The organism is Pseudomonas alkylphenolica (genome assembly GCF_000746525.1).
GTDB classification, from domain to species: Bacteria; Pseudomonadota; Gammaproteobacteria; order Pseudomonadales; family Pseudomonadaceae; genus Aquipseudomonas; species Aquipseudomonas alkylphenolica.
The window spans coordinates 2,535,695-2,559,419 of the sequence record NZ_CP009048.1; the positions used below are offsets into that span (position 1 = coordinate 2,535,695).

Consider the following 23,725-nt stretch of genomic DNA (forward strand, 5'->3'; position numbering starts at 1 on the left):
CTCGATCATGTATGCCCTCAGGGCGTGGTCAGGAGGAGGCCATGAGCAAACGCGACAAGCGTGGCAATCCTGTTTCCTATGGCTCGCAGGAGGCAATCGATGCTCTGGATAGCGCCTGCGACTTGTTGCATGCCTACCAGGCCGATCCCCTGGCTGCAGCTGACAATATTATCGCGCAGCACCCGGATTTTGCCCTGGCCTACGCCTTCCGCGCTGGCGCGATAGCGACTGCGACCGACAAAGCGTTTGACCCGGAGCTGTTCAAGAGCCTGGACGCGGCAGAACGGTTGGCAGCCAACGCGAACGAGCGTGAGCGCCAGCATATCCATGCAGTACGCGCCTGGTTCGACGGCGACTGGGAGCGGGCAATCGACATCTGGGGGCGTGCTTCGATCGACTACCCCCGCGATCTGCTGGCACTGCAGTTCGCCCATCTGGGCGACTTCTATCTGGGCTACTCGCACATGCTGCGTGACCGCATAGCGCGGGTGATGCCGCGCTGGGATAATGACGTTCCCGGCTTTGGCTTTGTGAAAGGGATGTATGCCTTTGGCCTGGAAGAGTCAGGGGATTACCGCCAGGCCGAAGAGCAGGGGCGCGAGGCGGTTGCCTTGAACCCGCAGGATGGCTGGGCAGTGCATGCTGTCACGCATGTCATGGAAATGCAGGGTCGTAGCGAGGAGGGGGCCAAGTACCTTACATCCAGCGCCGATGCCTGGGCGCCCAACAGCATGTTTGCCTTCCATTTGTGGTGGCACAACGCACTATTCCTCATTGAGGCCAATGACGTGGCTGGCGCGCTTCGTCTCTTTGACGAGGACATTTCAGCGGGTGGATTTGCTCAAGCGCTTGAGCTGCTTGATGGATCCGCGCTGCTCTGGAGACTGTCCCTGCTGGGTCATGACGTTGGCGATCGCTGGAAAGGACTGGCCGAAAAATGGCAGTCCCGTTGTGAAGACGGCTTCTACGCCTTTAACGACGTGAACGCGATGATGTCATTCGTAGGTGCTGGCAACAGTCGCGCCCAAGCTCAGCAATTGGCTGCCCTGAAACGGGCCGCTGCAGGCAGTGGTACCAACGCCATGATGAGTAGAGAGATTGGTGTGCCAGCGTGCGAAGGGTTGCTGGCGTTTGGCCGTGGCGATTACGCCCAGACGATAGCGTCGTTGATGCCGCTGCGCGCCAAAGCCAACCGCTTCGGCGGTAGTCACGCGCAGCGGGATGTCTTCTCATGGACGCTGACCGAAGCCGCTATTCGCCTTGGCAACCGCGCACTTGCCGAGGCACTGGTTGCCGAGCGCCTTGCCTTGAAGCCTGAGAGCCCGATCAACCGCGCCTGGAAAATGCGCGCGGTTCAATTGCAGTAACCGGTGGGAGCGGGCTTGCCCCGCGATTGCGGTCTATCAGCTAAATCGTATCGCGGGGCAAGCCCGCTCCCACAAAGACAGTTGCTCCCACCGTGATTATTTGATCTGCACAATCACCGGACCTTCCGTCACGATCGGCGGGTCCGCGTGGATATGCGCTGCATTTTTCTGAATCCAGTCACGTGCGACTTTCAAGCTCGCATCGCTACCGGCCTTGTCCGTGCAGACCGTCACCGCCGTACCGCCATCACCGGTATTGAGCAGTGTGTAGCTTACCAAGCCGGGCACTGTCCGCAGGGTAGCGTCGACGTCGGCACTGCGCTCTTCCAGAAGCTCGAAAAGCTGCTTTGCTCCAGTACCCAGGTAGGTTCTTATCACCGCGTACATGTTCGTCTCCTTTGGGAGCACCGCCTCCAATCCGGATCTACTGAGGCCGCTATCTCCCAGGTTGCAATTCTCCCCGATTCATTAAGCTTAGCTACACGCCGACGACCAGTGAAATGCAACGACCATCGGCGGCTTCTGGTCGTCCACAGAACTGCGCCAAAAGCACTCAGGTATCTAAACTTGTCTGTAAGCCCGGGGTTACCGGCTGACTGGCGAGGAGCGAAGACGATGAGTGCATTGCGAATGGGCACGTTGGTATTTACGGCATGGGTGACCCTGCTGACGGCTTCGGGTATTGCCCACGCCGAAGGGGTTGCCTTGATCACCGGCGAGCAATGGATGCAGTCGTCGGAGGAGCTCAAGAAGGTCTATCTCATCGGCATCGCCAATGCCTACGAGGTGGAGGCGGCCTACTACAAGGCGAAGCCGCCTTCTGATGAGCACAGCCTGATTCCACGTTTCGGCAGGGGCTTGAAGGGCCAGACGCTCGATACCGTGCGCGAAGGGCTCAACCAGTGGTACGCAGCCAATCCCGACCAGGTGAAACGGCCCGTCATCGAGACCCTCTGGTTCGAGATGGTCGTACCCGGCCTGAAGCAGAACAAGTAGCGGAGGTGAGCATGAACAGGTCCTTATTGTTTGCCGCAGCCCTCACGGCGGTGAGTGTGATCGGCTGCACCTCGATGTCCGCTCAGCAGCAGGGGACGGTGAGCGGCGCCGCCATCGGTGCTGCAGCTGGCGCCGGCATTGCCGCGATCTCCGGCGGCAGTGGGTGGACTGGCGCTGCGCTTGGCGCCGTTGCCGGCGGGGTTGCCGGCAACATCAGAGGCAGACAGCAGAAGTAGCTGCGCCAATCCGCCTCAACGCTCCATGACATAAGTGCCAGGTGCCGGGCAGAGGGGCGGGTACTTGCGCGAGCCGAGCTTCTTCGGCGCTGGCAGGCTGTCACCCGAGCGCTGCCCGATCCATTCGCGCCAATGCGGCCACCAGCTGCCTTGCTGGCGCTCCCCGGCGTTCTGCAGCCAGGTGTCCGGGGTTTCGGCGGCGGCAGGCGCCGCGTAGTAGAACGACTTGGGGTTGCCCGGCGGATTCACCAGGCTCTGCAGGTGCCCGGCGTTGGACAGCACGTAGGTTGTGTCTTCGCCAAACAGCCGGGCGGTGCCGTAGCAGCCCTGCCAGGGCGTGATGTGGTCGGTGGTGCCGCCCACCACATAGGCGCCCACCTGCACCTGGTTCATGTCGATCGACTCGCCGGCGATCTCCAGGGTGCCCGGATTGCTGTAGGGGTTTTGCTGGATCAGGTCGAGGTAGTCCGCGTGCAGTTGCGCGGGTAACCGCGTGGTGTCGTTGTTCCAGGCCAGGATATCGAAGGCCGGCGGCTTGTTGCCCAGCAGGTAATTGTTGACCCAGTAGTTCCAGATCAGATCGTTGGGCCGCATCCAGGCGAACATGCTGGCCATGCCCTGGCCGCTCAGCACCCCCTTGCGCCGGGAGCTGGCCTTGGCCGCGCGCAGGGCGGACGGGGTGGTGAACAGCCCCAGGGTGGTGTCGCCCAGCGCCGAGGGCATGTCGAGCACGCACACCGCCCAGCTGGTGTTGGCCACCTTGTGACCTTCGCCACGGGCCGCCAGCCAGCCCAGGTAAGCCGCCAGAGTGATACCGCCGGAGCAGGAGCCCCACATGTTCACATCCGGGCTGCCGGTGATCCTGCGCGCCACGTCCACCGCTTGGTCGAGGCACAGCGCGTAATCGGACAAGCCCCAGTCGCGGTGTTCGCGGGTGGGATTGCGCCAGCTGATGACGAAGAGGTTGACGCCGCTGTCCTGAATCCACTTGATCAGGCTTTTCTCCGGCGACAGGTCGATGGCGTAGTACTTGTTGATTTGCGGTGGCGACATCACCAAAGGCCGGGCATAGACGTTTTCGGTGGTGGGTGCGAACTGCAGCAGCTCGAACATCTCGTTGCGAAACACCACCTGGCCCTTGGCCGTGGCGATGTTTTCGCCAACCTTGAACGGCGTGCTGTCGACCTGTTTCGGCAGCCCGCGGTTGTTCAGCATATCGTCGCCGAACTGGCGCAGGCCCCTGGCCAGGCTCATGCCACCGGTGTCCACCAGCTTGCGCAGCGCCGCCGGATTGGTCAGCGGCGAGTTGCTCGGTGCCATTGCATCGGCCAGCAGCGCTGCGACGAAGCGGGCCCGGCTCTTTTCCTGCGGGGCCAGGTCGGTGGACTCGATGAAGCGGGTCAGCTCATTCTGTCCGGCCAGGTAGCTTTGCAGCAGTGCGCGCAGAAAGGCGTTGGACTGCCAGGCCGGATCGGTGAAGCGCTTGTCCTTCGGATCCGGCGCGATGCTGGAATTGCCGCCGATGATGCCGCGCATCGCCTTCAGGTAGCCGCCTAGATGAGCGCCGACCTTGAGCGGCGAAGTGCCCACGGCCTTGAGCAGGTAACCGGCCGAGCTGGCCAGGTCTGCCGCACGCACGCTGACCAGCGGATTGCCGGCCAGGGTCTGGTTGGCAGCCGTGCCGATCAGCTCTTGTTGCTGGGTGCTGTCCGGGAGATCGACATTCTTGCGAGGGCGACGCTTTCGGCCGGTCGCCGGGGGGCGGCGGGTAGGGGTTGCGGTCTCGGTCGTGCGGGTGGATCTGCTCATGGCGGCTCTCGTGTTTCGGGGCGCAGTATTGTTGTGCACTGACTCTAGAGCAGGAGCGGCAGCGGCCACCTCGCATCGCACGACAGCGAATTTTCATCTCATGACAAGGGGGTAGGGGGCCGACGAGCTGAGTGGGTGTTTTGAAAGCGGTCTCTGCGGTGGGAGCGGGCTTGCCCCGCGATACGATGTAACTGACAGCCTGCAATCTCGGGGCAAGCCCGCTTGTGTCTAGCGACAGGGAATACACTCTGAGGTGAGAGGGCCGCATCGGCGGCCCAGGACAATCGCTGGCGATCACTCCGCCGCCGATTGGCCTGCTTGCATCGAGCGGCGTAACAACGCGGCCGTTTCCGAGCGTGCTTCGACTTCGTCCAGCAACGCCTCAACCAGTGCGAGGCTCATCTCTATCGATTGCTCAGTGGCCCAGAGTAAGCCGCGTACTTCTTCATTGACCATCTCACAGGCGTGGGCGTTGGTCTGGTAGGCGCTTTTGAGCAGAACGGAGGCGTGGACCAAGGCGTCTTCGGATGAGACACCGGCACGAACAGCGAAGAGTGGGTCGTGGCTGCCGTTGCAGGAGCCGAAGGTGGTGCTGGTTTGGGTGGTTAAGGGTGGATCAGGAACGGGTTTTGTCATGGTGGAGCTCCTGGAGTAGTGGAGCCATTCACCGTTCGCTACCAAACGATTGGTGACGGCTGTACACAGGTTGGTAGACCGGGACTCCAAGAAACCCAGCGCGCACGAATGCGCCCTGCGCACAGCCGCCATGACACGAAACGACAGACACAAAAAAAGCGCCTGCCGAGACGGATGGGACGCTTGCACGTCTTGGAGAAGTCGGGCTACCAAACCCGGTCGCTGGATTTACAGCGACGTGCAGGAGGGTAACGGGGTTGGGGTGGGGATTCAAGGGGGGCTTTATGGTTGCTTTCGAAAGTTGTCCGATGGGGCCTACTATTTTTCATCATGGTTGCCTGTCTCAGTTGTCGGCAATCGGCCATCAGCGGACGTTCGCGGACGGGAGCGATCAACCCAAAGCCGACCATGGACACACTGCCAACGACTTCGTAACCTGCGTGTAGGTCATTGCGCTTTTTCTCCTTGCCTCTTGTCGCGTTTCTAGCGCGGCAATCAATTGTTTCAAGGGATTACGCATGAACAAGGAAGGTTATGCGACAAAAGTGGCGCAATTTTTACGCCATTTGTGTCGCCTACTTATAGTTAGGCCCCAAACCAGAGAAACCGTATGAAAGACATTGAAGGCATGGAGCAGGCTCTCGCCGTTTTGAAACCACATTGGGAAGAAATCGAGGCTGACTTCGACCGCCAAAATCAACGCTTTCTCGAATTACTTGGCGTTGACCACGAACCAATCGGTCGAGTGCTGCGCGCCCATCTCGTTATTGAGAATTTTCTAGACTCGTTTCTCAGTAACTTCTATGGCATCGAAGACATAGAAGATCTGCGCTTGTCCTTCGCTCAAAAGGTGAAGCTGCTACCTTCTCGTCAATCGAGCGCCGCATTTGTTCGTCCTGGAATCATCCAACTGAACACTATCCGCAATAAGTTTGGTCACCGCATCAACCAACCAGTTGAGGGCCACGAACTGAGTGCGGTCTACGAAGCTCTCCGGCACGCACGCCCGGATGCAAAATTCGCATCACAGGTTGAGGCGATTGAGGCCTTTGCCGCAGTCGCTTGTGCCTTTTTGTCTGTACCACCTGCGCACCTACAGGAATTGTTTATGGATGCGTTCTCACATGTCCGCTCATACACCCCGGGCGCCTAACTGGTCGATCAACGCGGACGCCACGGAAGGCCATGCCTTCGGCATTCTCCTGGCCTGCCGCGGTACCCTCTGCACTTCGTGCTCCGGCGCCGGGTAACTAGGGTATTATATTCAAAGGAATTTTTGCAATGTCTGACGGAAAAGATTACGAGAAGTTCGTCAAAAGTCTTCAGCAAGCACTTTTGGATTCAGAAAAATTCTCCGAACAGAAGAACATTGAAATCGAAGTAAACAAGAAAATAGTTGATAACTTCGGCATTGAGCGTGAATTTGACCTGTACTGGGAGTATGAGCTAGCGGGCGTAACATACAAAACAGTAATTGAATGTAAGGACTATGCCTCACGCGTCTCAATTGAAAAGATTGATGCACTTATTGGTAAGGTACGCGACATTCCAGATTTAAAGCCAGTATTTGCCACCAAAACTGGCTACCAAAGTGGTGCCGAGAAAAAGGCAAAATTCAACCGAATAGATCTTCTAATTGTTCGCGAGCAGCGCGATGATGACTGGAAAGATAAGGATGGAAATCCATTAATTCGAGAAGTCAACATTAAAATTCAGGTCATGCCTTGCCCAAGAATAACCAATTTCCGACCTCGCATAGACGGCAAGTGGGCCAAAGAAAATACAGATCTAAATACTGACACCCAGATAATTTCGTCCGGAATGAATAATCAAATATTCATCGAAGACACCGCAAATAATGATACCTACTCACTATATGATCTTGCATATAGGCTGGACTCAAAAGCCAATGGCGAATACGGCGACTTGAGCTATACAGAGGCATTTGAAGAGGCGTATCTCGTCAATAATGGCTTGAGACTTAAAATGCTTTCTTATGAGGTTGATTTTTTTCGACAAAAAACCATCACCAATCCTATCAATATTGATTTTTCAAAAGAACTTGTCGGCGTAATTGAATACCTACACAAAGGGTCTTCAACTGCAATTTTTAAAGACAGGATCATTAAAGATTGGAAATAAAATATAACAATTCGCTCAACTGCCGCTCACTTCGTTCACTGGACAGCCAACAGCTGCGCTTTGGCTCGCCGGCTAGCACAAAATTAAGCACCAAGAGCCACTAGAGAGAACTTTGCCCTGTGCCATAGCGAGGTATTTCTGGCGTCGTGCGCGGCGCGATGCCCATGAGGAAATGAAGCTTATCGAGGCGTTACGCCACTGATGGCGTTGCTGCAATGATAGCTTGGGGCATACGTGTGCCGGGTTTGAGGTGGCTCCATTATTTCCCATGACGCCTAACATTCAGGTTAAGGAGCGAACTTTAACCCGTCCCAGTAAGCGAAGCGAACGATTTGAACCGCTAGTTAGGGCTGTTTCTCTAGAAACCATTCGACAAACCTCTTACCTAACGGTGTAAGAGAAAGGGGGTAATTCCCATATTGGGTCGTTGGTATAGCCGGTCGTCCGTGTATATGAATCAGATTGAACGCATTCAGTTCTCCGGCTAAGCCTAGTATCAAGGAGGGCTCAATCGTTTCTAGCTCATTACTCAGCATTTCAAAAGATAGTGTTTGGTTACCGTCTTGGTCGGGCTGGATGTTATTTTGTGCGGCAAGTTTTCGTGTAGTGCCTAGAGCTGTAATAGCGCCAGTCGACAAACCATCAAGGCATCTTACAAAATGATCAAGCTCGACGTATGAAAGTTTTTCGCTATCACCAGGCTTTAATAAAATGTTGGCAAGGATTGCGGAAGCGGCACGTAATTTCGACTCGTGCGTAGTTCGGATCACCACAAGATAGCAGGACTTAAACAACTCGGAAAATTCATCTTTGTTTACTGCATCAGCATCAATCCTTCCCTCAAGAGAAATCAGCTTGTTTTGCAACAATTCCGTTGCCTTCTCAATCGAACGCTGAGTCGAGATAGGAACGTAGTCACCAATGAGACTGGCAATGCTACCGCCAACTATGGGTAGAGCGTTTAGCGCTGCTTTAATGGCGATGAGAGCATGATCCGATGGTTTCATGGTTATAGCCCTAACTCTAAATAGATCCCCAGTGGGGTGATTACGCCTTCACGGGCTTGGTGGATGACATTCCTTGTTTTCTCGTCTAACCCCTGACTAGGCCGGGAATTGTGGCAGTCGGGTGATCGCTGAAGGGGGGTATACGCCATGGAAGGAAAGCCCATTCTGCTCGATCAATTCCAGCAGCAAGCCAGGTATAGCTACTCATTTGCCATCGCTCCGTCCACCGGCAGTTTTTGGCCGTTTGCTGCCCTCCACGAACGGCAGCTAAGGGTCAATAGTGGCCGTTCGTCACCGACTAGTGAAAGATGACTACCAATGGCACGCAATCGCGGCCACCTTCCATTTTGATAAATCTACCAGTCCAAACCAACATTGGCAGAAAGAGGACAACCAAACTCACCACGCATCAAAGACTATCCGGATCCCCAAAAAACATCTGAATCCGCGACCGCAACCAGCGCTCCCCCGGATCATTGTCCTGCGACCCACGCCAGGCCATGTGCAGTTCAAAACTCTGCACCTCAACCGGTGGATCGTCGGCTCGCAAACCACCAGCCGCTGTCAGCACTTCGGCCGTATAGTCAGGCACAGTGGCGAGAATATCGGTACCCGTCAGCAAGCTACCCAGCCCATTGAACTGCGGCACCGCCAAAACCACATGTCGCTTTCGCCCAAGCTTTTCCAGAACTTCATCCATAAACCCACCCAGGTCGCCCGCAAAGGACACCAGCGCATGCGGCCGGGCGCAGAAGTCGTCGAGGCTCAGGCTGCCCGGCATGCTGTCGGCGCGCAGCACTTTGGGTTTGCTGCGGCGCAGCACTTTGCGCTTGGCGTTGGCGGGCAGGTCGCTGGTCCAGCTGACACCGACCGAGATCTCGCCGCTGGCCAGCAAGGCCGGCATCAACAGGTAGTTGACCCGCCGCACCACCAGGACCACGCCCGGTGCTTCGGCGCGTATGCGCTTGAGCAATTGCGGCAACAAGGCGAATTCGGCGTCGTCCGACAGGCCGATGCGAAACACGGTGGTGCTGGTGGCCGGGTCGAAGTCGGCGGCGCGGCTGACTGCGGTGGAGATCGAGTCCAGGGCCGGGGACAGCAGGGCGAAGATTTCCACGGCGCGCGCCGAGGGCTCCATGCTGCGCCCGGTACGCACGAACAACGGGTCGTCAAACAGGCTGCGCAGGCGCGACAACGCGGCGCTGATCGCCGGCTGGCCGAGAAACAGTTTTTCGGCGGCGCGGGTCACGCTGCGTTCGTGCATCAACGTCTCGAAGACGATCAGCAGGTTCAGGTCGACGCGACGCAAGTCGTTACGGTTCATCGGCTCGGTTTCACTGGACGTTTGGGGCAGGGGTGAATCTTAAGGGTAAAGGCTGCTACCCTGCACCGCATAATTTGCTGGCAGCGGTATTACCAGCAATCAATGACAGGCATGTTGACTATTAATGGCCACAGATGGTCTAACGGTAAAAGCCCGGATAGAGTTCAGGGTATTAGAGTTTCACTAGGCGAGGTTTGCGATGTCCCGCATGATCCGTTTCCACAAGTTTGGCCCGGCCGAGGTGCTCAAGATCGAAGAGCAGGCCGCGCCGCAGCCGGCTGCCGGCGAGGTGCAGATCCGCGTTGAAGCGATCGGCATCAGTTGGTACGACGTGCTCTGGCGCCAGAACCTGGCGCCGTCCCAGGCACGCTTGCCAGCCGGCATGGGTCATGAAATGGCGGGCGTGGTCAGCGCGGTAGGCGAGGGTGTCGACGACCTGCAAGTCGGTGACAAGGTGGCCAGCTTTCCGGCTGCCAGCGCCAACGACTATCCGGTGTACGGCGAGGTCATCGTGTTGCCGCGCAACGCCGTGACCCGCTACCCGGAACACCTCACCCCGGTCGAAGCCAGCGTGCATTACACGCCGTTGCTGATGGCCTACTTCGCCTATGTCGACCTGGCCCGGGCCAAGGCCGGGCAGACAGCCCTGGTCACCGATGCCAGCCACTGTGCGGGGCCGGCCTTCGTGCAGATGGGCAAGGCGTTGGGCCTGAAGGTTTTCGCCGCGACCAAGGAAGCCGAAGAGCGTGACTACCTGCTTTCGCTCGGCGCCGAGAAGGTTATCGTCACCGAGGAACAGGACCTGCTCATGCAGGTCAACAAGTACACCGGCAACCGTGGCGTCGATATGGTTCTCGATGGCCTGGGCGGTCCGCAGATGTCGTTGCTCGGCGATGTGCTGGCGCCGCGCGGCAGCCTGGTGCTGTATGGCCTGCAGGGTGGCAACCAGACACCGTTCCCGGCGTGCGCGGCGTTTCAGAAGAACATCCAGTTCTTCGTGCATTGCATTGGCAACTTCACCGGCAAACCGGAGCTGGGTATCAGCCAGGACCAGGTGGCGTTGCAACGAGCACTGCGTGACATCAACCAGTTCACCGCCGACAAGCTGCTGACCCCGCAAATTATCAAGACTTACCCCTTCGAACGTGTGGTCGAAGCGCATCGCTACATGGACGAATGCCCATGCGGTGGACGTCTGGTGCTGGAAATAGCCAGCGCCTGAAGTTGCAGGTAGAAACAAGCCCGGGCTGTGCTCGGGCTTTTTTGTGCCTTTTTCCTATGTGAGTTTCGGATATTTCAATCAAGTACATTGCCTGCGCAATGCAGATAAGTTCGCTATGTTCAAATTTGTCGGAAAATCTACCGTCGCTGGCTGAAAGCAAGCAGAAAGCTGTTTGAATCTGAACGGATTTTTTACCGGGTTCTGTATCTTTTATTCATCAGCCAACACCCGATAATAACCTGTCGTTTGTGCACTCAAGGAGTGAGTTGTGATGAAGCAAGGTCCGGTTGTTCAGGCTGTCGGTGGCTTTGGTGTGGGTGAGTTCGCCTGGTTGAATTGGCAGGTCAGCAAGTTTCTGTAGGAACTTGTGGGAAGTTTCCTAGGATATTAGACGGGTCTTTATTTCTGCTGATTGAATGATTTCGCAGGAGCGATTTCTTTCAGGCGGTCGTAACTGAAATTCAGGTGGGCGTTATGGGCAGTATTCACGATCAGGCCATGCAGTATATATATCAGCAAGTATTGCAACGATTGCTTGAGCATTTGTCGCAGGCGCAAAAGGCCTCGCTGCAGCTATTGATTCAGCGGCTGATTGTGGCCGCCGGCGGGGTCGAGCGTATCAAGGGATTGCGCTTGATGTTCGTGCTCGATGCCAGCTTGTCCAGCGCCCAGGCCCTTGCCTGTTTACGCGCGGCGCAGCTGAGTATTGCCGCACGATCCCCGGCGACGTTCCATCTGCGTATTGCCACTGCCTGGCAAGCCGGGATGAGCACAACCGCCCTGGCAAACATCGATAGCACGTTCTCCAGGTTGTTTATGCATGATGATCCGCGCGTCGATTTGCTGGTGCTCGATGCCGGCGAACTGTTGCCTTACGACAGCCGTCGAGTACCGTCCAGCGACCAGCAGCAGGCAGAGCGGCAGGAATGGTTGCTGTGCGGGCATCTGTCGAGTGACGGGCCGTTGCTGGCGAACTTTGCCAGCCATGGCTATCTGCATCTGGCTGAACTAGCCCTGCAGGCAATGCGCTGCAAGGGCGGTGTGGATGCCATTATCAGTACCGAGTCGCTCGCTGATCGCAAGCGCTACCTGGCCTGGAGCCGGCGCTCATTGCGTGATGCGGAGTTGCTCGGGGTACGTCCGATCCACAGCTGTGCCATCTCGTTGCTGGAAGGGATGAGTGAACTGCGCGCCCGCTATTGGAACCTGTTGCAGGGGCGCGAGCCTGCGCCTGCGGTGCTGCCTGGCCCTGATGCGGACTGTCGGCCGGCGTTGCGCTTTATCGCCATCGATGACCTGGTGTCTGATCGTGATTCCCACCAGGGTGAACGGCTGAGTCGCTTTCTGGGCCATCGTTTCGACGAGCAGGCCTTTCCCTGTGAACGCTCGGGGGGTGCCAATCCCTTGCTGTTGGCCCACCTGCAAGGGCTGCAGGCGGAATTCATCGATGACACGCACTATCGTGACGGTATCGAGCGCTACCTGCAGCAAACCCGTCAGGTAATGCAGCGCAACGCGCTAGCGCAATCTGTGCAGACCCGGGTGCTCAATCACTGGCAACCGGGGGTACTGGAACTGCGGCGTAGCGAGGCGAATGATTTCGCCCTGCAAGCGTATGGCCTGCGCGAAGCGCAACTGGTTTGCCAGTTGTTCAGTCCTTTTGTCGGGCAGGGCCTGAAGCTGGAAGCTTTTCTGCGCCGCTGCCACTCCGGCATGCTGGTTGCCGTCCCATATTTGCACAAGGCGTTGCGCAGGCAACCGGCGCCGGAACCGGTGGTGCAGTGGTTGGTGGATACCAGCGGCTTGCCGCTGGTCATGCTGCAACAGCTCTATGCCCGCGAGCCATTGGCCGAACGTCCCGCCGACTGCCTGTTGAACCGTTTGCGAGTGCGGGGTGCCGATCTGCGTCATCTGCAGGCTGACCGTGCGAACGGCATGCGGCACAGGGGTGATCAGGTTGGCAGCCCTTGATGAAGCGAGCGACCAAAACCAGCGTGTTTGCCTATCAGGCGGTGTATCGCTACCTGGTTGAACTGATTGCCCAGATGGCGCCGGGCAGCTACAACAAGCTGCCTTCGCTACGGGATCTGTCGCAGCGTTTGAATGTTTCGATCTCGACCATCCAGTACGCCTACTCGTTGCTTGAGCACGAAGGGCGCGTACAGTCGGTGCCCAAGTCCGGCTATTTTGCCAGGGGCGGTGCGCTGGCGGTGCAGGCACTGGCTGATGAGCACTTGTTGCAGGATCTGCAGCAGCATGCCGGCAGCCCGCAGCTGCTGGAGTTTAGTGGCGTGCAATCCCTGCCTTCACTGGAGTCGAACTTACTGGCGGTCGAGCGCCAGCTGTTGCGCCAGAGTCCACGGCCTGCCGGGCTTGTACATCCGTGTGGCGAGCTCGAGCTGCGCACCGCGCTGGCGGCGCGCTATACCCGTTCCGTGCAGCTGTACTGGAATGCCGAAGATGTTTATCTGGCGCTGGACCTTCGCTCGCTGTTCGAGACGATGCTGGCAGCCCTGGAGCTGCAAGGCTGCACGATTGTGGTGACTGCGCCGTGTTCCTGGCGTTTGCTGAGGATCTTGCGGGTCAGCGGGTTACGGGTCATCGAGTTGCCGTTGGGCAGTGACGGGGCGCTGGACCTTGAGCGTTTTGCCAGGGTGCTGCAGCGCGAGCCGGTGCGCATGGTCATGCTCGCCTCGCGCCTGAACAGCCCTCATGGCAGCCTGGTGCCGCTGGCACAGCATCAGGCGATTGCCCAGTTGCTGGCTGAGCACGGGGTGTGGCTGCTGGAAAACGACCTGGAGTCCGAGTACTGCTTTGCCGCACCGCCACAGCGCTGCCTGCGCGAAATGGTCGACCCGCAGCGATTGCTGGTGTTCTCGTCACTGGAGCGCACGGTGGGGGCCGAAGCGCCGTATGCCTACCTGTTGTCGCGCCATTGCCCGCGGCAACTGCAGCATCAATTTCTGGCCCGGGGCTTTCGCTTGCCGCCTTTGCGTCAACAGGCAGTGGCCCGGCTGTATGCCAAGGGGCGCATCGACCTCCATCTGGAGCAGGCACGCTTGCGCCTGCATGAGCGCGTCACCCACCTGTATCGGCAGATGCAGGTGCAACTGGGCGCTCATTTGCACTTTCAGATGCCGGCGGGAGGGGCAACGATCTGGGCGCAAGCGCGGACGCCGCTGGACATCCGCGCCCTGTTTCATCGCATGCTGGATCAGGGGCTGGTGATCGCGCCGGGTGAGCTGTTCAGCCTGCAGGGGGATTATTGTCAGCATATGCGTCTGGGCTGGCCACCAACGCCACACGATGATCTGCAGGGTGGGTTGAGTGTGTTGCGTGAGGTGTTGCAGCGGCTCTAGAAGGCCAGCAGGTAACGCAAGGTCAACTGGTCACCTTCGGCGCGATTGCGTGCCCCGGATTCGCTGTAGTAGTTGACGAACACGCTGTGCCCGCCGGTGCTGTAACGCACCCCGGGCCCGAAGCCGAACACCTGCTCTTTGGAGTCCTGCTGACGATGGCCGTCGATGCGGTCGGCACTGATCTGTTTGAGGTGGTAACCGGCCAGGCCCACACGCCAATGATCGTCCAGGGCGTAGGAGGCGGCAAAGTTGCTGTGCACGGCTTCACCGGGCTGGATGTCACTGGCTTGCAGGCGTTCGGCCGGGCTGTCGTTGCGGCTGTTCCAGGCGTAGTGCAGGCGACCGCTGAACTCCAGGCGCTCGCTGGCCAGCCAGGTGAAGGCGTAGTGCGGGCTGAAGGTCCAGACATTGCTGCCGGTATTGATCTGCGCGTTCTTGTCGTAATCACCGGTGGGCAGGGTGAAGACGAAGTTCAGGCGCTGCCAGAAGGGGCGGCCGAACAAGGTGACCGGGTCCCACTGCAGCAACAACGGGCTGACCACCAGGTCGCCCTGACGGGTACGGGTGCCTTGCGGGCCGCCGTCGATATCAAGGTCCAGGTGCACCAGTGGCAACAGCACTTCGGCACCGTAATAGGCGCCTGCGATGCGCTGCTCGCTGATGTAGGCGAAGTGCGGCAACACAGTGGCGCTGCGTACCCGCTGGCGCCCCGGTACCGAGTGGCCGCCGGCATCGACGCTCTGGTTGCTGCGGTTGTACTGGACTGGCAGCTCGAAGAGCATGCCGGGTTGGGTAATACCATCCAGAAAGCTGGTGTTGCCCAGGGGCAGGGGAGGCAGGCTGACGCTGTCGGCTTGGGCTTCCAGGCACATTAACGGCCAGAGCAGGCCAAGGGTGGGCAGGTGGGCTGCACGCATGCAAGAGTCTCTTGTCAGGTTTGATCAAAGCAGGTTGAAGGGGTAATCGAGGATCACCCGGTATTCGTCGGCGCTGGCGTTGCCGCGGGTATTGCCTGGGGCGGTGTAGCCGTCACCGGGACGATGACTGGCCCAGCGCAGGGTCAGGTTCAGGCCCTTGGCCGGGCCATCGGGCACGGCGTAGCGCAAGGCGATATCGCGCTCCCAGTGTTTGGCATGCTTGCCGTCGGGGTTGTAGATGTAGCCATAGCCGGGGCTTGCCGGATCGACACGGGTGAGGTCGGCTTCGCCGCGGGTGTAGCCGACACTCAACTGCAGGTTCGGCGCGCGCAGGGCTTGCAGGCTGGTCTGGTACTGCAGTTTCCAGGACTTTTCGCCGGGGCCGTTGAAGTCGGCGTACTGCATGGCGTTGTTCAGGTAGAGGAACGTCCGGTCGTTCTGGGCGAGAAAGTCGAACGGGGTGTCGCCATCGATCTTCTGCAACCCGAAGGTCAGCGACTGCGCACCCTGCGCCAGGGTCAGGCCGGCACTGTAGGCATCGTTGTCGATCGGCCCCAGCTGGCTGCGGCCCTGGTCACGCGTCTTGTAGTAGTGCAGGTAGGGCGTCAGACGCAGGGTGGGACTCAGCGCGAAGGTCTGGCTCACACCCAGGTAGTGCTGGTCCCACAGGTCTTCGAGGCGGCCGCTGTACCAAGTCAGGTTCAAAGCCTGGACGACGTTGTAGGTCGCGCCAAGCCAGGTCATGTGCGCGCTTTCGCGGTCAGGGGCGACCCCCGCCCGGTTGCCATTGCCGTAGGCGCTTTGCAGGTTGCTGTGGCCACTCTGGTTGCGCAGGCGGGTCGACTCGACCCAGCCGGCATCGAACATGAGCTGATCGATGCTGAAGTTTTTTACCGTCACCCCTCGATAGCTCTGCGGGAACAGGCGACTGCTGCCACTGGCGATCAGCGGGTTTTCCAGCAACTGGTCACCGACTTTGAGCAGGCTGTCGAAGGCACGAAATTTCAACGCCGCACCGGCAGCGGAAAACTCGTCTTGCGGTCGGCCCTGGCTGTCCAGCGGCATCAGGCCGGCACCGCCACTGCCGCCACCGCCGTCCAGCTTCAAGGCGCTGAAACCGTGCACATCCAGGCCGATGCCGACCAGGGTGTCGGTGTAGCCGGAGCGAAATGACAACAGCACGCCTTGCGCCCACTCGCGTTGATCGCGCCGTGCCGGGGTGTGGTGGTTGTCGCGGGCGAAGTAGTAATTGCGCAGCAGGCCGTTGAGGCTCGAGCCGCTGATCAATCCGGGGGCGATGGCTAGTTCCGCGTGCTGGCGCTGGGTCAGGTCGATGTTGATGTTGTCGCGTTGCCCGAGGGAGTTGTCGGCCTGGCTGGCCGTGGAGGCGCACACCAGACTCAGGGCCAGCAACGGTGATCGACTTGGGTTTACCCGGTTCATCAGTGCGGTGCCCCCAAATGCTGTCGTTGTTCTAGTGGTGGTACGTTATTCAGTCAAAATGTGTCGCCATCGACCACCTGAATCGAATAACTTGTGACTTTAGTGGGTTTATGGTGGTCGCGTAATCCACATGTTCGGACTTCTAAGTCCCATTTATGGAACGATCGAGAGTCCATGCATGATTGATCTGAATGAGTTGTTCGTGTACTTGAAGGTAGTCGAGCAGGGTGGCTTTGCCGCTGCCGCTCGCCAGTTGGGCATGCCCAAGTCGACCGTCAGCCGCAAGGTCGGCAGCCTGGAAGAGCGTTTGGGCTTTCGTTTGATCCAGCGTTCGACCCGCTATTTCCAAGTCACTGAAATCGGCCAGGACTACTATCGCCATTGCCAGGCGATGATGGCCGAGGTGGAGGCGGCGGAGAGTGTGGTGCAGCGCAACCGCGCCGAACCCTGCGGGACGATCCGCATCAGTTGCACCACGCTGCTGCTGAATTTCGCCCTGGCGCCGATGTTGGCCAGCTTCATGAGCCAGCACCCGCGGGTCGAACTCTATGTCAAATCCTTCAACCGCAAAGTCGATGTGATCAGTGAGGGCTTCGACCTCTCCCTGAGCCTGGCCTTTCTGCCGCTGGAGAACAGCGACCTGGTGATGAAGCCACTGGCTCGCTGCCCCCAGGTGCTGGTGGGTAGCCCGCAATTGCTGGCACGCCATGTGCTGCCGCAGTTTCCACTGCAGCTGGGCGAGTTGCCCAGTGTCGAATGGGAGCGCACCCGTGCCAGCAATACCTGGCAACTGAGCGATGGCGAGCAAGTGGTTGAAGTTCGCCATCGACCCCGGCTGATCAGCGACGACATCGCTACCTTCAAGCAGGCGCTGCTCGACGGCGTAGGGGTTGGCTGTGTGCCGCACTTTCTGGTGGCCAGCGAACTGCAGCAAGGGCAGCTGGTGCAGGTATTACCCGCATGGGCCCCGGCCGAGGGCGTAGTGGTGGCGATGTTTGCGTCACGGCGCGGGCTGCTGCCTTCGGTGCGGGCACTGATCGACTACCTTGACGAGGCTTTCCGGCAGGCCTGGGGGCAGCGCTGAACCGGCAGGTTGGCAAATCCCTTGAAGTGGCAATTTACATTCAGTGCGTATGATAATAAGGTTTAATCATACGATGTGTATGTATATTGTCACGTGAGCGCTGGCGAACGGAGTTTTTCGATAGGGAGAGTCGAGCATGTTCAATCTATACCGCGCGTTATTCCAGGCTCAGGGCACCAAGGGTTTTGCCTTGGCCGGCCTGCTGGCCCGCATCCCGTTGCCGATGACCGCAATCGGCATCATCACCATGCTGTCGCAACTGCGTGGCAGCTATGGCCTGGCCGGCGCTGTATCGGCCACTTTCGTGCTTACGTATGCCCTGATGTCACCCCAGGTCTCACGCCTGGTGGATCGTTACGGCCAACGCCGGGTGTTGCCGGCGGCTGCCGGTCTTAGCGTCGTGGGAATCTTGCTGCTGCTTGCCTGTACCTATTGGCAGGCAGCGGACTGGACGTTGTTTGTCGGCGCCGGGCTGGCCGGCTTCATGCCCAGCATGTCGGCGATGGTGCGTGCCCGCTGGACCGCCATCTACCGTGGCAAGGCACAACTGCAGACGGCCTATTCGCTGGAAACAGTGCTCGACGAAGTGACCTTCATCGCCGGCCCGCCGATTTCGGTGGGGTTGAGCGTGGCGGTGTTGCCGCAGGCGGGACCGCTGGCCGCCGCAGTGCTGTTGGCCATAGGCGTGTTTGCCCTGGTCGCTCAGGTGAGCACCGAGCCGCCAGTGGAAGGCGCTGCCGGGGCTGGACAACACGAAGTGTCAGTCTTCCGTCTTGCGGGCGTGCGTTTGCTGACGTTGCTGATGATCGTCATGGGCGTGATCGTCGGCACAGTGGACATCGTCAGCGTAGCCTTCGCCGAACAGGTGGGCTCTGCGGCTGCAGCGAGCGTGGTTTTATCGTGCTACGCCATTGGCTCATGCGTTGCCGGGCTGGTTTTCGGTGCGCTGAAGCTAAAGACACCGCTGCACAAGTTGCTCCTGCTGGGTAGTGTTGCGACGGCAGCGACCACTTTGCCACTGTTGTTCGCAGAGAACATTTTTGGCCTGTCGGTTGCGGTGCTGGTGGCAGGGCTGTTCTTCGCGCCCACCATGATTGTGGCGATGTCTCTGGTAGAGCGCATCGTACCGCACAGCAAGCTGACCGAAGGAATGACCTGGTTGCTGGCCGGGCTGAATATTGGTGTCGCTACCGGAGCTGCGGCATCGGGCCAGGTTGTCGATCTGCTGGGCGCCAAGGCCGGATTCAACGTAGCACTTTGTGCCGGCGTTGCGGTGTTGCTGGTAGCGCTTTGGGGGTATCAGCGCATGCGTGATCGGGTCGAACAGGTTCCTTGTTCCGTTTAATTGAGCGGCCTTCATGGTGCGTTGGCCGTAAGCGGTGGGCTTCTGAATCGCGGGGCTTGTCATCCCATCACTCGGTCATGACAATAGATACGCACTGTATGAATAAATACGCCTATGCCTACCTCTGGCTGCTTAGAACAGGAATAACCGGATGGCTCGCCGTACCCGCGCCGAAATGGAAGAAACCCGTGCCACGTTGTTGGCGACCGCACGCAAGCTTTTTACCGAGCGCGGGTATGCGGACACTTCGATGGATGACCTTACCGCGCTGGTGGGGTTGACCCGTGGTGCGCTCTATCATCACTTTGGTGACAAACAGGGGTTGTTGTCGGCAGTAGTGGCGCAACTGGACGCCGAGATGGATCAGCGTCTGCAGGCCATCACTGACACTGCCGAGGATGCATGGGAAGGCTTTCGCGATCGCTGTCGTGCCTATCTGGAGATGGCGCTGGAGCCTCAAATTCAGCGCATTGTCTTGCGCGATGCCAGGGCAGTGCTGGGGGGCGGCTCGCTGGATGGGCAACGTCACTGTGTGGAGTCGATGCAACTGCTGATCGACGACTTGATACAGCAAGGCATCGTTGCCAATGTCAATTCACAGGCCCTGGCATCCTTGATTTATGGCAGCCTTGCTGAAGTTGCGTTCTGGATTGCAAATGCAGAGGACGGCAATGCGCGGCTGGCACAAGGTGTTGCTGCGCTGGATTTGCTACTGCGTGGGATTCTGGTTAAACGGCAGGGTGAGGAGGAATGAGCGAAGGCGTCTTTGCTGGCTCGGGTTTTTGATAAAGCGTATTTATCGGCTGCTGACCGGCGGTCCGTATGCAGGTTGCCAATGCTACAGGTCTGTATGTATAAACAGTGCCATCAATGCCTGCCAGTAGCCTTGCCGTGATTGCCCACTCTGTCGACGACCCGTTCTATTACCTGCACAACTTCGAGCAAGTGCTGCAGTGGATTGCGCTGCGCTATGCCGATCTGCTGGATGACAGCGAGCGCGCCTTCATTGCCCAGTTCCCTGAGCAACCGCACGCTGCCCGGGCGTTGCTGGTGCGCATGGTGATGCGCAAAGGCGAGCTGTTTCGCCCCAGCAAGCTGGTCTATGAAGAAATCGGGCCGCCGCTGTCAGCCTTGCAGCCTTTGCTGGCGCGGGGCTGGGTCACCGACGCTAGCCACTTGAGTCTCGAACAGCTGTTTCAGGTGCTGCGCAAGGAAGAAATCGCCAGTGGTTTTGCGCCGCAACTGACGCGTCCGAGGGCGGCCAAGGCCGAGCTTTTCGCCCAGTTGCAAGCGCTCGAACTGCCGCCTCGGCCCTTGCAAGACTGGTTGCCAGGCTTCGCCGAACCGATCATTACCTTGCAGCTGCAAGCACTGTGTGATCGCTTTCGCCTGCTGTTCTTCGGCAACCTGTATCAGGACTGGTCGGAATTCGTCCTGGCAGACCTCGGCCTGCTGCGCTACGAGCAGGTGGCGTTCAGTGAAGAATCGCGGGCGCTGCGTCAACGTAGCGATGTTGACCTGGCCCTGGCGCTGCACCATTGCACCGAGTTGCTCGAGCTGGGCGCGCCGCTGTCGCAGGTGCTGGAGCAGGTCGAGTCACTGGACAGCGATAATCCCTGGCTGCTACGCCGTCGCTCGCGCCTGCTGTACCAGCTTGGTCAGCATAGCGAACGCCTGGGTGACTGGGACCTGGCGCTGCGGATCTACCCGCGCAGCCAGCACCCGCAAGCACGGATTCGGCGGATTCGGGTGCTCGAACGCAGTGAGCAGTGGGACCAGGCCCATGCCCTGGCTACGGAAGTTGCCGCACAACCCGCCAGTCCCATCGAAGTCCAGGCGCTGACGCGGATCCTGCCACGCCTGCAGCGCAAGCTGGGTGGGCCGCCGCAACGACGACGACGGGTGAAAACACAGACTGGCCTGATCGAACTGCAATTGCCGCTGGAGCAGGCGGCGCTGGGGGTGGAGCAGGCGGCGCAGCTGCACCTGCAAGAGCAGGGCAGTCAGGTGCATTACGTGGAGAACACCCTGTTCAACAGTCTGTTTGGCCTGTTGTGTTGGGAAGCCATTTTCGCGCCGTTGCCGGGCGCGTTCTTTCACCCGTTCCAGAGCGCCCCGCAAGACCTGCACGATCCAGAGTTTCAGGCGCGGCGCAGTGCCTTGTTCGCCGACTGTCTGGCGCAACTGGAGGATGGTCGCTACCGACAGACCATCCGCCGGCACTTCGTCAGCAAACAGGGCCTGCAGTCGCCCTTTGTCTATTGGCAGGTGCTCGACGAAACGCTGCTCGAACAGGCTCTGGCCTGCCTGCCAGCGCTGCACCTCAAACACTGCTTCGAGCGTTTGCTCGAAGACATCCAGAGCAACCGCGCCGGCATGCCCGACCTGATCCAGTTCTGGCCCGAACAGCAGCATTACCGAATGATCGAGGTCAAGGGGCCGGGTGACCGCCTGCAGGATAACCAGCTGCGCTGGATCGATTTCTGTAGCGAGCACGGCCTGCCGGTCGAGGTGTGCCATGTGCGCTGGATAACGCCGACACCATGAGTTATCGCGTGGCAGTGCGGGCATTGTGCGAGTTCAGCGCCAAGGTTGGCGATCTGGACTTGCGCTTCACTCCGTCGCCCACCGCCCAGGAGGGCATCAGCGGCCATCAGCGGGTGGTGGCCAGGCGTGGGCCGGAATTCGAGGCCGAGATCAGCCTGGAGGGGCAGTTTGGGAACTTGCAGGTGCGCGGCCGGGCCGATGGCTATGACCCGCAACTCAATCGCCTGGAGGAGATCAAGACCTACCGCGGCGACCTGGCGCGTCAGCCGGACAATCATCGGCAGTTGCACTGGGCCCAGGCCAGAGTCTATGGCTGGTTGCTCTGCCAGCAACGTCAGCTCAGCGAAATCACTCTGGCCCTGGTGTACCTGGATGTCGACAGCGATAGCCAGACCCTGATCGAACAGCGCTGCAGTGCGCTGGAGCTTGAGCAGTACTTCAACAGCCAGTGCGCGATCTTCCTGCACTGGGCCGAACAGCAAGTACAGCGGGTGGCCTTGCGCGACGGTGGACTGCAGGCACTGGCCTTTCCCTATGGTCAGATGCGCCGTGGTCAGCGCGATCTTGCCGAGACTGTGTACAAGGCGGTGAGTACCGGGCGCTGCCTGATGACCCAGGCCACCACCGGTATTGGCAAGACCCTCGGCACCCTGTTCCCGTTGCTCAAGGCCATGGTCCCGCAGCAGCTGGACAAAATCTTCTTTCTCACCGCCAAGACACCCGGCCGTGCCCTGGCCCTGGAAGCCCTGCATCAGCTCCACGACAGTGCTCCCAAGCTTGCCCTGCGCAGCCTGGAACTGGTGGCCCGCGACAAAGCCTGCGAGTACCCCGGCACGGCGTGCCATGGTGAGGCCTGCCCCTTGGCCAGAGGCTTCTACGACCGTCTGCCCGCTGCTCGCCAGGCGGCCCAGGCGCTGACCATCCTCGACAAGGCCGCATTGCGCGAGGTTGCCCTGGCTCATCAGGTCTGCCCTTATTACCTGGGGCAGGAGATGGCGCGTTGGGTCGATGTGCTGGTGGCCGACTACAACTACTATTTCGACCAGAGTGCTTTGCTCTATGGTCTGGCCCAGGTCAACCAGTGGCGGGTGGCAGTGTTGGTGGATGAGGCGCACAACCTGGTGGAGCGGGCACGGCAGATGTACAGCGCCAGCCTCGATCAATGGCAGTTGCAGGCCTTGCGCCGGAGCAAGCCGGCAGGCATGGGCAGTGCGCTGGATCGCCTGAACCGTCAGTGGAATACCCTGCACAAGGCGCAGGTGGCGCCTTATCAGGTGATCGAGGCGTTACCGGAGGCGTTCCTCAAGGCGTTGCAGCAGTGTGTCGGTCTGATCCAGGAGCAACTCAACCAGCAACCCACCGGGCTTGATCCGGCGCTGTTGCAGTTTTTCTTCGATGCGTTGCAGTTCATCCGCGTCAGTGAGCTGTTCGACGCCCATTATCTCTTCGATATCAGCAAGCGCGAGGGGCCGGGCAAACGCAGTCTGTCGACCTTGTGCCTGCGCAATGTGGTACCGGCGGCACAGATCGGCCCGCGGATGGCGAGCGCCCGTAGCGTCACGTTGTTTTCCGCGACCCTGAGCCCAAGGCACTACTACGCCGACTTGCTCGGGATGCCGGCCGACACCGCCTGGCTCGAAGTGGCTTCACCCTTTGCCGCCGAGCAATTGCGCGTGCAGGTGGTCAGCCATGTCTCGACCCGTTATCAGCATCGAGCCGCCTCGGTGGCGCCGATCGCCGAGCTGATTGCTGCGCAGTTTGCCGAAGCGCCCGGTAACTATCTGGCGTTCTTCAGCAGTTTCGAGTACCTGCAACAGGTGGCTGCAATGCTGGCCGCAAGCCATCCGCACATCGTCCAGTGGTGCCAGGCGCCGGGGATGGACGAGACGCAGCGCCAGGGATTTTTGCAGCGCTTCGAGCCCCAGGGGCGTGGTGTTGGCTTTGCCGTGCTGGGTGGGGCCTTTGCCGAGGGCGTCGATCTGCCGGGCACACGCTTGATCGGCGCCTTTGTCGCCACCCTGGGGCTGCCGCAGGTCGACCCGGTGAACGAGCAGATCAAGCAACGCATGGCCCAGCTGTTCGGCGCCGGGTTCGACTACACCTACCTGTATCCCGGGGTGCAGAAGGTCATCCAGGCGGCTGGGCGGGTGATTCGCGGCACAGACGACAGGGGCATGGTCATGCTGATCGACGATCGCTTTGCCGAGCCGCGGGTGCAGGGCATGTTTCCGGCCTGGTGGGCGTCGCAGCAGAAATAATCACGGCGCCGGGGAGCATTGGCATCGCGTGCT

The 23,725-nt window shown here is 59.6% G+C and carries 20 protein-coding genes; 13 read left to right on the forward strand and 7 right to left on the reverse strand.

The genetic code is table 11. From position 1 onward, the window contains the following. The first annotated feature begins 41 nt into the window (after window positions 1–41). Window positions 42–1,367, forward strand: a complete 1,326-nt coding sequence (locus PSAKL28_RS11685; RefSeq protein ID WP_038610366.1) for a tetratricopeptide repeat protein — start codon at window positions 42–44, stop codon at window positions 1,365–1,367. Window positions 1,368–1,463: 96 nt separating this feature from the next. On the opposite strand, the gene PSAKL28_RS11690 is transcribed toward PSAKL28_RS11685, so the two are convergent. Next, window positions 1,464–1,754, reverse strand: coding sequence for a hypothetical protein (locus tag PSAKL28_RS11690; protein ID WP_038610368.1), 291 nt, complete (start codon window positions 1,752–1,754; stop codon window positions 1,464–1,466). Between the two features lie 228 nt (window positions 1,755–1,982). On the opposite strand from PSAKL28_RS11690, the gene PSAKL28_RS11695 reads away from it, so the two are divergent. Next, the gene (locus PSAKL28_RS11695; RefSeq protein ID WP_084589100.1) at window positions 1,983–2,363 is read left to right on the forward strand and encodes a hypothetical protein; all 381 of its coding nucleotides are present in this window, start codon (window positions 1,983–1,985) and stop codon (window positions 2,361–2,363) included. 11 nt (window positions 2,364–2,374) lie between these two features. After that, window positions 2,375–2,599 carry a YMGG-like glycine zipper-containing protein gene (locus PSAKL28_RS11700; RefSeq protein ID WP_038610370.1) on the forward strand — a complete coding sequence of 75 codons (225 nt, stop codon included), beginning with the start codon at window positions 2,375–2,377 and terminating at the stop codon, window positions 2,597–2,599. Between the two features lie 15 nt (window positions 2,600–2,614). On the opposite strand, the gene PSAKL28_RS11705 is transcribed toward PSAKL28_RS11700, so the two are convergent. After that, on the reverse strand, window positions 2,615–4,408 hold the full coding sequence (locus PSAKL28_RS11705) for an alpha/beta fold hydrolase (protein WP_038610372.1): 1,794 nt from the start codon (window positions 4,406–4,408) through the stop codon (window positions 2,615–2,617). A 294-nt stretch (window positions 4,409–4,702) separates the two neighbouring features. Beyond that, entirely contained in the window at window positions 4,703–5,044 is a 342-nt protein-coding gene (locus tag PSAKL28_RS11710) for a DUF6124 family protein (RefSeq protein WP_051939315.1), read from the reverse strand. A 610-nt stretch (window positions 5,045–5,654) separates the two neighbouring features. Here PSAKL28_RS11710 and PSAKL28_RS11715 point away from each other — a divergent pair. Together PSAKL28_RS11715 and PSAKL28_RS11720 are read left to right on the forward strand one after the other, a co-directional pair. Then, a complete protein-coding gene (locus PSAKL28_RS11715; protein ID WP_038610375.1) occupies window positions 5,655–6,197 on the forward strand; it encodes a hypothetical protein in 543 nt (180 codons plus the stop codon). Window positions 6,198–6,325: 128 nt separating this feature from the next. After that, window positions 6,326–7,186: a restriction endonuclease gene (locus PSAKL28_RS11720; RefSeq protein ID WP_038610378.1), complete on the forward strand. Its 861-nt coding sequence runs from the start codon at window positions 6,326–6,328 to the stop codon at window positions 7,184–7,186. A gap of 344 nt (window positions 7,187–7,530) precedes the next feature. On the opposite strand, the gene PSAKL28_RS11725 is transcribed toward PSAKL28_RS11720, so the two are convergent. Together PSAKL28_RS11725 and PSAKL28_RS11730 are read right to left on the reverse strand one after the other, a co-directional pair. After that, entirely contained in the window at window positions 7,531–8,193 is a 663-nt protein-coding gene (locus PSAKL28_RS11725; RefSeq protein WP_038610380.1) for a hypothetical protein, read from the reverse strand. Window positions 8,194–8,602: 409 nt separating this feature from the next. Then, entirely contained in the window at window positions 8,603–9,517 is a 915-nt protein-coding gene (locus PSAKL28_RS11730; protein ID WP_038610382.1) for a LysR family transcriptional regulator, read from the reverse strand. Between the two features lie 199 nt (window positions 9,518–9,716). Here PSAKL28_RS11730 and PSAKL28_RS11735 point away from each other — a divergent pair, with 199 nt between their 5' ends. The 3 genes from PSAKL28_RS11735 to PSAKL28_RS11745 all read left to right on the forward strand — a co-directional run bounded on the left by PSAKL28_RS11735 (window position 9,717) and on the right by PSAKL28_RS11745 (window position 14,098). Next, window positions 9,717–10,739, forward strand: a complete 1,023-nt coding sequence (locus tag PSAKL28_RS11735) for a zinc-dependent alcohol dehydrogenase family protein (RefSeq protein WP_038610384.1) — start codon at window positions 9,717–9,719, stop codon at window positions 10,737–10,739. Window positions 10,740–11,237: 498 nt separating this feature from the next. Beyond that, window positions 11,238–12,710, forward strand: coding sequence for a hypothetical protein (locus PSAKL28_RS11740; RefSeq protein ID WP_157687023.1), 1,473 nt, complete (start codon window positions 11,238–11,240; stop codon window positions 12,708–12,710). After that, complete coding sequence (locus PSAKL28_RS11745) at window positions 12,710–14,098, forward strand: aminotransferase-like domain-containing protein (RefSeq protein WP_038610386.1); 1,389 nt, start codon at window positions 12,710–12,712, stop codon at window positions 14,096–14,098. The genes PSAKL28_RS11740 and PSAKL28_RS11745 overlap by 1 nt, the downstream gene beginning before the upstream one ends. Here the strand turns inward: PSAKL28_RS11745 and PSAKL28_RS11750 are convergent. Beyond that, entirely contained in the window at window positions 14,095–15,015 is a 921-nt protein-coding gene (locus PSAKL28_RS11750; RefSeq protein WP_038610388.1) for a SphA family protein, read from the reverse strand. The genes PSAKL28_RS11745 and PSAKL28_RS11750 overlap by 4 nt on opposite strands. A 24-nt stretch (window positions 15,016–15,039) precedes the next feature. Then, window positions 15,040–16,458, reverse strand: coding sequence for an OprD family porin (locus PSAKL28_RS11755; RefSeq protein ID WP_038610391.1), 1,419 nt, complete (start codon window positions 16,456–16,458; stop codon window positions 15,040–15,042). A 178-nt stretch (window positions 16,459–16,636) separates the two neighbouring features. Here PSAKL28_RS11755 and PSAKL28_RS11760 point away from each other — a divergent pair, with 178 nt between their 5' ends. From PSAKL28_RS11760 to PSAKL28_RS11780, 5 genes are all read left to right on the forward strand, one after another. After that, window positions 16,637–17,542: a LysR substrate-binding domain-containing protein gene (locus PSAKL28_RS11760; protein WP_038610393.1), complete on the forward strand. Its 906-nt coding sequence runs from the start codon at window positions 16,637–16,639 to the stop codon at window positions 17,540–17,542. Between the two features lie 136 nt (window positions 17,543–17,678). Further along, a complete protein-coding gene (locus tag PSAKL28_RS11765; protein WP_038610394.1) occupies window positions 17,679–18,887 on the forward strand; it encodes an MFS transporter in 1,209 nt (402 codons plus the stop codon). A 151-nt stretch (window positions 18,888–19,038) separates the two neighbouring features. After that, window positions 19,039–19,641 carry a TetR/AcrR family transcriptional regulator gene (locus tag PSAKL28_RS11770; protein ID WP_038610395.1) on the forward strand — a complete coding sequence of 201 codons (603 nt, stop codon included), beginning with the start codon at window positions 19,039–19,041 and terminating at the stop codon, window positions 19,639–19,641. A 137-nt stretch (window positions 19,642–19,778) separates the two neighbouring features. After that, entirely contained in the window at window positions 19,779–21,434 is a 1,656-nt protein-coding gene (locus PSAKL28_RS11775) for a VRR-NUC domain-containing protein (RefSeq protein ID WP_038616554.1), read from the forward strand. Then, window positions 21,431–23,692 carry an ATP-dependent DNA helicase gene (locus PSAKL28_RS11780; protein WP_038610396.1) on the forward strand — a complete coding sequence of 754 codons (2,262 nt, stop codon included), beginning with the start codon at window positions 21,431–21,433 and terminating at the stop codon, window positions 23,690–23,692. Before PSAKL28_RS11775 ends, PSAKL28_RS11780 begins: the two co-directional genes overlap by 4 nt. The last annotated feature ends 33 nt before the right edge of the window (window positions 23,693–23,725 follow it).